The sequence below is a fragment of the Capnocytophaga sp. oral taxon 329 str. F0087 genome, assembly GCF_000213295.2.
GTDB lineage: Bacteria > Bacteroidota > Bacteroidia > Flavobacteriales > Flavobacteriaceae > Capnocytophaga > Capnocytophaga leadbetteri_A.
Genome location: NZ_KN389989.1, coordinates 19,524 through 31,709 on the forward strand (window position 1 = coordinate 19,524; position 12,186 = coordinate 31,709).

14 protein-coding genes are annotated in these 12,186 nt (G+C 38.2%); 6 read left to right on the top strand and 8 right to left on the bottom strand.

Annotation, left to right across the window (positions count from 1 at the left end; translation table 11 throughout):
* Window positions 1-23 precede the first annotated feature (23 nt).
* Genes HMPREF9074_RS02675 through HMPREF9074_RS02690 form a run of 4 tightly spaced genes read right to left on the bottom strand, consistent with a single transcriptional unit; the run spans window position 24 to window position 3,049 of the window.
* On the bottom strand, window positions 24-626 hold the full coding sequence (locus HMPREF9074_RS02675; RefSeq protein WP_009389754.1) for a hypothetical protein: 603 nt from the start codon (window positions 624-626) through the stop codon (window positions 24-26).
* A gap of 25 nt (window positions 627-651) precedes the next feature.
* Complete coding sequence (locus HMPREF9074_RS02680) at window positions 652-1,395, bottom strand: shikimate dehydrogenase family protein (protein ID WP_009389757.1); 744 nt, start codon at window positions 1,393-1,395, stop codon at window positions 652-654.
* Window positions 1,396-1,420: 25 nt separating this feature from the next.
* Window positions 1,421-2,671: an ABC transporter permease gene (locus HMPREF9074_RS02685; protein WP_009389758.1), complete on the bottom strand. Its 1,251-nt coding sequence runs from the start codon at window positions 2,669-2,671 to the stop codon at window positions 1,421-1,423.
* A gap of 18 nt (window positions 2,672-2,689) precedes the next feature.
* Window positions 2,690-3,049 (bottom strand): helix-turn-helix domain-containing protein, encoded by a 360-nt coding sequence (locus HMPREF9074_RS02690; RefSeq protein ID WP_009389759.1) that lies wholly within the window; start codon window positions 3,047-3,049, stop codon window positions 2,690-2,692.
* A gap of 290 nt (window positions 3,050-3,339) precedes the next feature.
* On the opposite strand from HMPREF9074_RS02690, the gene HMPREF9074_RS02695 reads away from it, so the two are divergent.
* From HMPREF9074_RS02695 to HMPREF9074_RS02710, 4 genes are all read left to right on the top strand, one after another.
* Window positions 3,340-4,938 carry a lipocalin family protein gene (locus HMPREF9074_RS02695; RefSeq protein WP_009389760.1) on the top strand — a complete coding sequence of 533 codons (1,599 nt, stop codon included), beginning with the start codon at window positions 3,340-3,342 and terminating at the stop codon, window positions 4,936-4,938.
* Window positions 4,939-4,971: 33 nt separating this feature from the next.
* A complete protein-coding gene (locus tag HMPREF9074_RS02700; RefSeq protein WP_009389761.1) occupies window positions 4,972-5,394 on the top strand; it encodes a hypothetical protein in 423 nt (140 codons plus the stop codon).
* Window positions 5,395-5,593: 199 nt separating this feature from the next.
* Window positions 5,594-7,126 (top strand): bifunctional phosphoribosylaminoimidazolecarboxamide formyltransferase/IMP cyclohydrolase, encoded by a 1,533-nt coding sequence (purH, locus tag HMPREF9074_RS02705; RefSeq protein WP_009389762.1) that lies wholly within the window; start codon window positions 5,594-5,596, stop codon window positions 7,124-7,126.
* A 22-nt stretch (window positions 7,127-7,148) separates the two neighbouring features.
* A complete protein-coding gene (locus HMPREF9074_RS02710) occupies window positions 7,149-7,886 on the top strand; it encodes an MlaE family ABC transporter permease (protein WP_009389763.1) in 738 nt (245 codons plus the stop codon).
* Between the two features lie 78 nt (window positions 7,887-7,964).
* Here the strand turns inward: HMPREF9074_RS02710 and HMPREF9074_RS02715 are convergent, their stop codons facing one another.
* Genes HMPREF9074_RS02715 through HMPREF9074_RS02730 form a run of 4 tightly spaced genes read right to left on the bottom strand, consistent with a single transcriptional unit; the run spans window position 7,965 to window position 11,135 of the window.
* Window positions 7,965-8,801, bottom strand: coding sequence for a hypothetical protein (locus HMPREF9074_RS02715; RefSeq protein WP_009389764.1), 837 nt, complete (start codon window positions 8,799-8,801; stop codon window positions 7,965-7,967).
* A gap of 48 nt (window positions 8,802-8,849) precedes the next feature.
* On the bottom strand, window positions 8,850-9,431 hold the full coding sequence (locus tag HMPREF9074_RS02720) for a 5-formyltetrahydrofolate cyclo-ligase (RefSeq protein WP_009389765.1): 582 nt from the start codon (window positions 9,429-9,431) through the stop codon (window positions 8,850-8,852).
* A 2-nt stretch (window positions 9,432-9,433) separates the two neighbouring features.
* Window positions 9,434-10,291 (bottom strand): glycoside hydrolase family 25 protein, encoded by an 858-nt coding sequence (locus HMPREF9074_RS02725; RefSeq protein ID WP_009389767.1) that lies wholly within the window; start codon window positions 10,289-10,291, stop codon window positions 9,434-9,436.
* Window positions 10,292-10,322: 31 nt separating this feature from the next.
* Complete coding sequence (locus HMPREF9074_RS02730) at window positions 10,323-11,135, bottom strand: M48 family metallopeptidase (protein WP_009389774.1); 813 nt, start codon at window positions 11,133-11,135, stop codon at window positions 10,323-10,325.
* A 127-nt stretch (window positions 11,136-11,262) separates the two neighbouring features.
* Here HMPREF9074_RS02730 and udk point away from each other — a divergent pair, with 127 nt between their 5' ends.
* The gene (gene udk / locus HMPREF9074_RS02735) at window positions 11,263-11,874 is read left to right on the top strand and encodes a uridine kinase (protein ID WP_034539628.1); all 612 of its coding nucleotides are present in this window, start codon (window positions 11,263-11,265) and stop codon (window positions 11,872-11,874) included.
* A gap of 2 nt (window positions 11,875-11,876) precedes the next feature.
* Window positions 11,877-12,185, top strand: coding sequence for a hypothetical protein (locus tag HMPREF9074_RS02740; RefSeq protein ID WP_009389777.1), 309 nt, complete (start codon window positions 11,877-11,879; stop codon window positions 12,183-12,185).
* Window position 12,186: the final 1 nt, after the last annotated feature.

Sequence of the window (12,186 nt, forward strand, 5' to 3'; positions counted from 1 at the left end):
AAATAATTTATGATTTACCAAAATTATTTTTTCTTCTCTTTAATGAGCTTCTTTATATCCTTTTCAGTGTAATAATACAGCGTTACTTTTCCGTTGAAGTACTCTTCGCGTAGGTAGTACTTGGTGTTGGTTTTGAGGTCTTTAACTAAATAATAAGTAGTGAAGTTGTCAGAAAAACCTTTGAGGATAGTGTAGTTTGTTAGGTGAAAGTACTTGCGTGCAAATTTGCCGATGCGTTCCTCTTTTGGCACGTCACTTTTTAGACTAAAAGAGGGATTAGGTGAGTGACTTTCAACCTTAAAATGCTTATAGAAGTGGGCTAAGGCTTTGGCGTCTTTTGCTCGCTGTTTGTCCGCAGAACGCTTGCCCTTACTTTTTATAAGATGTATCTCGTTTTTAGATATTTTATGTAGGTAGTAAGTACCCGAATCTATATCGAGGTTTATAGGGATACTATCGCGCCCTACTTGGCATTTTTTCATTTCAGAGTCCGTTAAGAAATACACATCGGTGACCTCAGGGTATAGAGCTAAAAAGCTGTCTATCTTCCAATCTTTCCCGATGAGTTCCTGCCCAAAAAGGGTATTTATGTATAGTAAGGCGAGTGTTATAAGAAGATGTTTCATTTGTTGTATTTTATTTTGAGGAGAATTAATTGTCTGCTTCTTGTTGCCAAATCTGCCATGCTTTTTCGGCTTGTAGCTCTAACATATGCTGTCCGTTGCAGGTGGTGGCACCTTGCTTTTTACCTTTGGCTAAAAAAGTAGTTTCAGCAGGATTGTAAATAAGGTCGTACAGCAAATGCGAAGCGTTGAGGTGCGGGTAGGGTAGAGGGGGACAGTCGCTAATGTTAGGAAAGGTGCCCAAAGGAGTGCAGTTGATAATGAGTAGGTATTTTTGCAATAGCGAGTGGGTAAGGTCGGTGTAGGCAAACTGACCTATGGCAGGGGTGCGCGACACAAAACGGTAGCCTATACCCAACTGACTGAGGGCGTAAGCTACTGCACTTGAAGCCCCCCCTGTGCCTAAGATAAGGGCGTGGGTGTGTTCAGGGCGCAAAAGAGGGCGTAATGACTCTGCAAACCCATAATAATCAGTGTTGTAGCCTATGAGTCCGATGGGGGTAACCTTGATAGTATTTACAGCTCCTATCTGGTGGGCAGTAGTATCAACAGCGGAGAGCAACTGCCTAATGTCGCGTTTGTACGGAATGGTAACATTCATACCCTTTACATTAGGAGTCGAAGCTAAGAGAGCAGGCAGCTCATCAAGCGATTGTATGTCGAAATTGATATACTGACAATCAGCAATGCCCTCGCGTTTAAACTTTTCAGTAAAATACTGTCGAGAGAAAGAATAGTCGATGTTTTTGCCAATAAGAGCGTATGTGTTCATTGTAAGAAGTATGAATGGTGAATGATTATTGCCCTGTTCTGATTGCTTCTACCGGATTGAGGTTGGCAGCAGACGAGGCAGGAATAATACCTGAAAGCAAGCCTACCACAAATGAAATACCTAAACCTATAACGACATTCTTTAGTGATAAGACAAAGTTAAATTCGTCGGTAGCGGCATTGACCGCAAAGGTAGTAAGCCATACAAAAATAAGTCCGAATAGACCGCCAATAATCGCTAAAAGTACTGCTTCAAACAAAAATTGGAAAAGAATAAACTGGTTTTTAGCTCCTAAGGACTTTTGTACCCCTATCAAGCTGGTGCGCTCTTTCACGCTGACGAACATTATATTGGCGATGCCAAAACCCCCTACCAAAATAGAGAAGCCCCCGACAATCCAGCCCACAAGGTTCATCATACTGATAGTTTCATCAATCATCTCTGTAAATGAAGACATTTTATTGATGAAAAAGTTATCGATATCATCAGGTTTTAGTCCGCGATAAGCGCGAAACTTCTGGCGCAATACCGCTTCAAATTCAGCTATATCCACCCCTTTTTTAGGCTTTAGCACTACTCCAGTAGGTAATCCTTGAGGTCCAGTATTCATAAATCCTCTTATAAAGTTAGCAGGGGCAAAGGCATTGTCGTCAGGCCCGCCGCCCAGTCCCTCGCCATATTTTTTGAGCACTCCGATAACGTTTAGTCGTCTGCCAAAAATGCGCACCTCTTTATCAATAGGGTCTTCTTCGCCAAAGAGCTGTTCAGCAAGATTATGCCCCAATATCACCACCGCGGCTCCTGCATTGGCTTCAGCTTCAGTGTAAAGCCTGCCTTTTTCTATCCGTATATCACTAATTTGCTCCACGCCTGCAGAGGTAGCCTGTATGGTGGTAGAAGGCATTGTTTTTCCGTTGTATTTTATAGGCGAATTCACTCCGTATAGTTCAAAAACCACTGCTTCGGTATTTGGTATTTCGCGCTTCATAAACTCGAAATCTTGGTAAGAAATTTGTGGAAAATTGAGTCGTTGCCAGCGAGGTACGTCGGTAGGGGCAAAAGAAAATTTAGAGATGTTAATCATATTCTTATCTAAGCCGGCAAGGTTTTCTTGGATACTGCGGTTTAGCGAATCGACCGCTGCTAAAACAGAGATAATAGAGAAGATACCCACCGTAACGCCTAAGAGTGATAGGAAAGTACGGAGTTTGTTGTCTCGCAGCGATTTGATAGCAAAATTGAAACTCTCTTTTAATAATTGTAAATAGATAAGCATAGTTAGAATCAAAGACTATTATTTATGTATCATTGCTTTCAGCAGTGTTATTTGTTCTTTCAGGGCTTGTATAGTTTCTTCGTATTGTAGCAATAATTTTTCAGGAATTTGACTGAGGTGGTATTCCCCATTGCAGATGCCGGTAGAGTTATTATTGATATTGAATACTTTTTTGTCATCAAAACCTAATACTTTCATAGGGTCTACTTCCAAAATAGTACATATTTCGTTTAAACGTGAGATAGTCAGCTGTGTTTCACCGGTTTCTATTTTAGAATAAGCACGTGTAGAGATGCCTAATTTAGTAGCTACAAAATCTTGTGAAATTCTTTTCACTTCACGTGCTTGCTTAATTTTTACTTCTGGATTCTCAATCATTTTGATAGTGTTTAGTTTTGAATGCAGCAAATGTACAAAATAAATTTGAATTATAAATTATGAATTAAAAATTTTGTTTTTAGTACCTCCTTGTTTTGAGTATAGGTTTACCGAACCTTGAGCGAAGGATAAGCGAAGGATAAGCGTTAACGAAGCTTACTCAGAGCATCTTATTTTTGTGTGATAAAAGTTCATAATAAGAAAAATATATTCATAATAAGAAGAAATAAAGATTGTGTAGTATTTTGTGTTGCCATACCTTTGCAGCGTTTAATTTAATTTTTATAACAATGAAGAAATTATTATCAATTTTTGCAGCGCTATGTCTTATAGCTCTCAGTATTGTAGCTTGTTCCAAACAAGATGAAAAGAACAATAACGATTCATCGGACAATGCTATTACAACCGATTTCTTAGTAGGAAATTGGCAGCCTATAGAATTTGAAATTGACGGGCTGAAAATCTCTAATAACCCAAGCTACCAAAAGCAATGGAACTGTCTTAAGCAGACGGTTTACACTTTTACCAAAACACAGCTTTCTATCGCAGCTTCTCAATTCGATGTCGATAATGATAGGTGTGTCCGCAATATAGGTGCTTTCACCTACTCAATCAACAAGAATAAGCTAATACTTGTTGATACAGAAGGTCGTACTGTTGTAGATATTGCTAAAGAAGGAGACTATTTGAGCACTATTACAAAAGACAATAATGGTAAAACTCAAAAATATACGTTTAGAAAAGTTGCAAATAATGGTGGCAACAATAATAGTAACAACGACAACAATAACAACAATACCGCTGAAACAGCGACCGCTCAAATTATAGTATCAGGGGTTACTGATGGGGTGAAGGTATGGGTAGCTGAAACTCCTTTCAGAGGGAGCGTTTTTCTCTTAGAAAGTGCTACTGTAGTCAATGGCAAAGCGAGTATCGATGTATCAGGCTATATAGGTAAAAAACTTTATTTCATTGTAAGAAAAGATAATGAATACCTTTCTACAGAAGTAGCTAAAACTATTACTGAAGGCGATAATGCTATAACCCTAATCGCTGTAGCAAAGAGCTATACTGCAAAAATAAAAGTATTAAGCAATGGTACTCCTGTTAACAATAAAAAAGTGTACGCTACAACAAATGTTTATTTTTTGGGTATACAAGCTTTACTTATAATGAGTAAAGGGAATGCAGAGCAAATACCAGCGAATAATATAAAAGCAGCAGTAAACACAAATGCTGAAGGAATAGCAGTGTTCGAAAACCTCAAACCCGAAGCTTCTAATCTAAACGGCTATACCTTTTTTGTGGTTACCTCATTAGAACCTTATTACCAAAAAGTAGAGCGTACTATGGACGGTACCGCTCAAGAGGCAACTATTACCCTTAGCGACAGCCAAACTCAAGAAAGAAAAGTACCGGTTACTTTCTATGTAAAAGACGCAAATAATAAAGCCGTAAAAGATGCTAAAGTAACCGTAGGAACTGAAGTAGGTACAACCAACCATTCAGGATTGGTAGATATACAAGCCCCAGTAAACACTCAGATTAACTACACAGTAAAAACGCCTTGCAGCCAGACTAAAACAGGCAGTTATACCACTAATCCTCATATTACTAATATGGTAATGGTAACCCTTACAAGTGCTGAAAACTGTAATAGTAAAGGTACACTTACACTCAAAAATACTTCTTCAAACCCCTATACAGTAAAAGTAGGTAACCGTACTTTTGTAATGGAAGGGAAAAGTACTGAAACTTTAGAAGTAGCATTAGAGACTTATACCGTAAGTTGGAAACAAAACAGTGGTTATATGTTTTATCCTACTGAAGGCTCCACAACAGCTGAATTTAGTAGCAACAGAAAGAGTATAACGATCAGCTTTCCCTAATTAATTTTGTAACTAATTAATTTTTATAAACTAATGAAGAAATTTTTAATGTACACAGCAGTCTTATTGCTTACAGCAATCACCACATTTGCTTGTAGTAAAGATAAAGACGATAAAGATGAAAACTCTAAAGTTACAACATCTGTAACCATTCAATTAAGAGATCTTTTAGGCAAACCTATAAAAGGCATAAGAGTATATGCCTATGATGAGGCAACTTGGGAGGTAATAGGAGATATCCCTCTACACGCCAGTTTTCAAGTAGTTTCTGATAACGCAGGTAATGCTACCTTTACCAATCTTGATAAAGGAACGCAATTCACAACACTTAATAATCAAACCAATACCTTTACTTTCTCAGCACATTATACACTTAATAATAATAGTAAAACTAAAAGAGTTTCTATTACTCTGAAAAAAGGAGATAATAAAACTGAAAAGTTGGTACTCAACTAAAATAAAAGAGCCTGTCCTTTAAAAGTTTAAACTAAACTTTTCTGACAGGCTCTTTTTTTATATTAGTCAGATTCTCCTCCACCAATCTATTACCAAACCTTCCCCGAAAGATAAACAAAAAAGATTTGTTAATTATCAATTGTCAATTCTCAATTAATTACTATCTTTGCAGCACAAAAATACAAACATTTTTTTTCAAATGAGCACTGCAAAGCAAGCAAAATCTGCATTGATTTCTGTTTTCGATAAAACAGGATTAGAACCTATCATTCACAGAATGAAAACTTTAGGCATCACTATCTACTCAACAGGAGGGACTGAGACCTTTATCAAAAAACTAGGTGTAGAGGTGATTCCGGTAGAAACTATTACTGATTATCCGTCTATTTTTGGCGGAAGGGTGAAGACTTTGCACCCTAAAATTTTCGGTGGGATTCTTAACCGTCAAGACAATGCGCAGGACATTGCCGAAATGAAACAATACTCTATCCCTCAAATTGATATTGTAATTGTTGATTTGTATCCTTTTGAAAAAACAGTAGCCAGTGGGGCATCTGATGAAGATATTATTGAAAAAATAGATATAGGAGGCATCTCGCTTATCCGCGCTGCCGCTAAAAACTTTAAAGATGTGCTATGTGTGGCTTCGGTAGACCAATACGCTGACCTATTACACATTTTAGACGAGCAACACGGCAGCACTACTTTGGAGCAACGCAAACACTTTGCGGCTCAAGCCTTTAGAGTGTCTTCGCACTACGATACAGCTATCTTTAACTACTTCAATCAAACAGAAGAAATACCTACTTTAGCGATAAACGAACTTAAAGGAGAGGTATTGCGCTATGGTGAAAACCCTCATCAAAAAGGTCGTTTTTATGGTGATTTTGAGGCTCTTTTTGATAAACTACACGGCAAAGAGCTTTCGTACAACAATCTTTTAGATGTGGATGCTGCCGTAAACTTAATGGCTGAATTTGCTAATGACGACCCTACTTTTGCTATTCTTAAACACAACAATGCTTGTGGGGTGGCTACTCGCAAAACTATTTGTGAAGCCTATAAAGATGCTTTGGCAGGAGACCCAGTATCGGCTTTTGGAGGTATATTAATCGCTAATACTAAGATTGATTCGGCTACGGCTGAAGCTATCCACAGTCTTTTCTTCGAGGTGATTATCGCCCCTTCATACAGCGATGAGGCTTTGAAAATCCTTGAACAAAAGAAGAACAGGATTATTTTGGTACAAAAGAAAAGTCAGTTGCCTACTACCAGCGTACGCTCTTGCCTAAACGGTTATTTGGCTCAGGATAAAGACCTTAAAACAGATAGCCTTGCAGATGTGCAGTACGTTACAGCGGTTAAGCCTTCGGCTGAGGTGTTAGAAGATCTTTTCTTTGCTTCTAAGATATGCAAAAATACTAAGTCTAATACCATAGTGTTAGCTAAAAACAAACAGTTGATAGCCAGTGGTACGGGGCAAACCAGTAGGGTAGATGCGCTTAAACAGGCTATTGAAAAAGCTAAGGAATTTAAGTTTGACCTGAATGATGCTGTAATGGCAAGTGATGCTTTCTTCCCTTTCCCTGACTGTGTGGAAATCGCTCATAATGAAGGTATTCGCTCGGTAATACAACCTGGTGGTTCTATCAAAGACCAAGCGAGCATAGACTACTGCGATGCTCACCAAATGGGAATGGTCTTTACAGGAATAAGACATTTTAAACACTAATTAAACGCTATTTAAAAAACGTATGAAACACATAGCTGCTATAGGAGGTTATTTTATAATGCTCTACGACATCTTTCGCAAACGTACGCGTTGGTCTATCACCAAAGACTTAATTTTGCGCGAGATTGATGACTTGATATTTGGTTCTATCGGTATTGTGGCTTTTATTTCTTTCTTTGTAGGGGGAGTAGTGGCAGTACAGACGGCTCTGAATATTGACAGTCCTTTTATTCCTAAATACCTGATAGGTTTTGCTACCCGTCAGTCTATCGTGCTTGAGTTTGCTCCTACTTTTACAGCTATTATTTTGGCAGGTAAGGTAGGTTCGTTTATCACTTCTAGTATAGGTACGATGCGGGTAACGGAGCAGATAGATGCGCTTGATATTATGGGGGTGAACTCGGTAAACTACTTGGTATTCCCTAAAATAGTTGCTCTAATGCTAATGCCTTTTCTTATTGCTATGGGTATGTATTTAGGGGTATTAGGAGGCTGGGCTTCGGCAGTGATGAGCGGTTATACTACCTCGAGTGAGTTTATACAAGGGGTACAATACGATTTTAAGCCCTATAGTATGGTATATGCTTTTACTAAGACGGTAGTTTTTGCGTTTTTCTTAGCAACGATACCTTCTTATCACGGTTATTATATGAAAGGAGGCGCTCTGGACGTCGGAAAAGCTAGTACAGTGTCATTCGTTTGGACAAGTATTGTAATTATCCTTACTAACTCGGTGATTACGCAACTGTTTTATGCTTAAAGAAATAGATGATAAACAAAAAGCCGTCTGAGATTACAAATCTCAGACGGCTTTTTGTTTTATTAGGAGCAATAAGGTTTAAAATCTAAATGTACCTCCTATACCTAATACGGTTTCAAAGAAGAAGAAATCGTGTTTAGCTTTGTCGGCTATGTCGTAAGTAGTGCGTACATCATACATATTGATATAGCCTCCTTTTAGCTCGCCTACTATCAAGAAGTATTTTAGGAAGGTAAGGTGTAAGCCAGCTTTGGCATTTACTCCTACCCCTGCTATATGAAACTCATCATAGCGCTCTTTGTTCATCAGTTTGGTGTTTGATTTTGGGTATACCGCACCAAAACCTATTCCTTCAGTTAGATTTACTTGTAGAATGTCAGTATTACGGATACCGAATAGGCGAGAAATGTCGTCGATACGCGCTCCTTCTACTACTACATAGTTTAGTCCGTCAGTGTGCTCGAAAGTTAGGAAGTCTTCAGTAAGCACCTTATCTACATTATTATAAATGCCATCGTGTGAAGTGCCTGAACCGTTTATATAACCGCTCATCTTCACCGTTTGTCCGTTTTTCATTACATACTTCATATGGTCTACACCAGCTGAAATAGTATAATGGTCGTTTAGGTAATAACCAATGTGGAAGTTAGTTTGGGGGATAGTCATACGTAGTGGGTTGATGTAGTCGATGTGCCAACCTTTCGGCTTATCCACAGCCTCTACGTCTTTGATAGTGAAGTTATAACCATTTCCAGAGAAAGTAATATCTGAATTGGTATAATAATCGCGGTTGCCACCCCAAAAGAAGAAGAATTTGCCTTTGTTATGAGCGGTATAACGCGCAGGGGCAGTCTCTTGCGCCCCTATAGTTAGGGAAGTAACCCCTAACAACATAGTGATAAAGATTTTTTTCATTAATCAGTACTTTTTTAATTATTAAAGGCGCAAAAGTACTAATTAATTTTAAATTAGCAAATTACTGAAATGATAAACTGAAGTAGGGGTAACGGTTAGATCTAAAGGAAAGTCAGTCAGATGACATAGATTGCTGAAATCTGAAGCAGGAGCGAAGTAGGAGAGTCCTATTTTTAGTGTATTAGCAGGGCATTCAGCTAAAAAACGGTCGTAATAACCGCCTCCGTAGCCTATTCTGTTGCCATAAAAGTCGTAAGCAAGGAGGGGTACGAATACTACTTCTATTTTATCAGGAGGTATAATAGTACCATTTTCAGGCTCTGCTATTCCCCAATGGTTAGTACACAAAAGGGTATCATCAGTCAGAGCAATGCTTGTGAGGGTTTTCGTTTCGGGGTTCATTTTAGGTACTACTATCTGTTTATCTTTACCATAAAGTATATATAGAATGTATTCGGTATTAATTTCGCACAGTTTTTCTATTGATAAAAATAGGTGGTAGGTATGGTGGTGCCATATAGGCAATTGCAGTAACTGATTGGCTATCTGCATACTCATAGTGTCGCGCTCTGCTGCAGTTAGTTCGCTACGTTTTTGTTTGTAGAGGGTGCGAATTTCTTTTTTGGTCATAGTTAGTCTATTAAGAGTTCTTTTAGGTCATTTTCATCACCATTGAATACATTGAAATCTATCTTTACTTTAGCGCCCGCAGTAATACCATTTTCGGTGAATTGCCACATCTTCCAGTCGAAAAGAGAGGTAGGTACCGCTACATTGTTATAGTTAGCTACCCATAGAGGATACTCTTTGAAATGGTAATATAGATAGTCCTCGTAAAAACTAATATAGGTATATAAGATAGGTTTTCGCTTGTATTTTTTCTCTACTATGTCCATCCAAGTCTGTATATCAGCAATAAATTGCTCTAAAGACTTTTGTTTAGGCAGTTTTTCTACATCGAGGATAGGAAGAAAATCCCCTTTTTGTAGATTAGTGTTTCTTAAATATGAGGCAGCTTGTAGCTTGGGGTCTTCATCGGGGCGGTAGTAATGATAAGCCCCTCTGATAAGATTTTGCCTTTTTGCCTCTTGCCAGAAATGGTTGAAATTCTTGTCAGTAGCCTCATTGCCCATAGTAGCTCTGAAGATAGTGAATTTTATAGGGAATTTCAGTTGCTTGTTTTGTATGTATAGACTATCCCACTCTATCTCTTCACGCTCTTGGTAGTGAGATAGGTCGCAGCCAAATACTTTGCCTTTATAGAGACTGAGGATGCGCTCTATACGTTGGCTTTCGTAAGCACTGTTTATCTTTCTTGATGATATTCGATTGAGTATTTTCTGGTAGATACCAGGGTAGTAATTTCTAAGATAAAAAACTCCCCCTACACCTGCCAAAATAGCAAAAATACAGATGAATGCTAAAAAGCGTCCAACGGTAAATTTCTTTTTTTTAGGGGTACGGGGAGTTTTTTGTTGTTTTTTTCTCATTCTTTGATATGAATACAGCTAAAATAAGAGATTATTTTATAGGGGTAGTAGGTAGGGTTACCTCTCCTGGGTCTTTCCATAGACCGTCTTTGATAGCACGTTTTTTAGCTGCTTCAGCACGTTTTTCGCTATCAGGGTGTGAACTCATCATTTTTTGGAATTTACTTTGATTATCCCCTCCTGATAATAGTGCCATTTTCTTAAAAGCAGTGTAAACGGCTACCACATTATACCCGTGTTTCTTCATAAAGTTATAGGCATACTCGTCAGCTTGAGACTCTTGTTTTTTGCTGTGTTTAGCATCAAGCATAGCATTTGCCATTTCTCCGAGTTCGCTATCGCTTAAGGCTCTTACCGCTCCAGAGGCAGCTCCTGCTGCATCTTGTGCTGCCGCGCGTAGGTAGGCTGACTTAATAGCGTCTTTAGTGTCTTCATTCTTTACGTGCCCAATTTCGTGTCCGATAATAGCCAAAAGCTCATCGTCTGTCATCAAGTCCATTAATGAAGAAAATACGCGTACGCTACCATCAGCACAAGCAAAAGCGTTGATGTCTACTACGTGGTATACTTTATAGTTTAGGTCGAGACCGTCTTCGCTCTTGTGTTTGCCAAATAAGCGATTTAAACGTTTAGTATAAGCACTCTTACTGTCGGTTACAGGGTTATGCTTGTCCATCCATTCTACCGATTCTTTCGATAGTTTTTTAGCGTCTTCATTGCTGAAAGCTAAGGCTTGCGCTCCTTTGCTAGCAGCACTTACCGCTTTCCCTAAATTGATTTTTTGAGCCTCAACGGCTGAAAAAGTAGCTACAAAGAGAGCTACTGTAAGCATCATTTTTTTCATCTTTTGTTCTTTTTTAAGATTGATGCGACAAATGTAGCGATTTTATGCAGAATATCAAAATGTTTGCTGATTTTTATTTTTGGTGTGCTGCTGTTTTTTTCTTACATTTGCCGAAAATTTTATGAAAATGCTAATTATAGGAATTACAGGAGGTACAGGTTGTGGTAAGACAACCGTTGTAAATCAGATTATTAAAGAACTTTCAGGCGAAGAAGTAACCGTTATTTCGCAAGATTCTTACTATAAAGATTTGAGTCATCTTTCTTTTGAAGAGCGCACTAAAAATAATTTTGACCATCCGAATTCTATTGATTTTGAACTACTAAAGCAGCACTTGCTAAAGCTAAAAGCAGGCGAAACAATTCAGAGCCCTACTTACTCTTTTGTAGAACATAACCGTACTAAAGAAACGGTGTTAGTAAAACCTACTAAAGTGGTAATTGTAGAAGGTATCCTCATCTTTTCGCATCCTGATATCCGCTCTCTTTTCGATATTAAAATATTTGTACACGCTGATTCTGATGAGCGACTTATTCGCCGTATCAAGCGCGATACTACTGAGCGAGGCCGCGATGTAAACGAAGTGCTTAATCGCTATCAGACTACCCTCAAACCAATGCATTTAGAATTTATAGAACCTGCTAAAGAGTTTGCCGATATTATTATCCCTAACAACAGACGTAATACTGTAGCTATTGATATTATCAAAACTATAGTGCATAATCGTATCTTTCAATAGTAATGAAAAAAGTATTCGAATATCTCTCGCTATTAAAAGGCCGCCGTCTTTATCTTGCCATATCAGCTGTTTTTGCGATATGGATGTTGTTTTTTGATAGTGCTTCAATGCTTACCCATAGAGAGTTGAGCAAAGAAATGGAAAAACTCAACAAACAAAAGCAATTTTTATCTCGCGAAATAGAGAAAGATAAAAAGGAATTGCAAGAACTCTATACCGAAGAGGGTAAGGAAAAATTAGGTAGAGAGGTATATTACCTCAAACACGATGATGAAGAAGTGTTTATCATCGAATATGATACTATTAATTAGC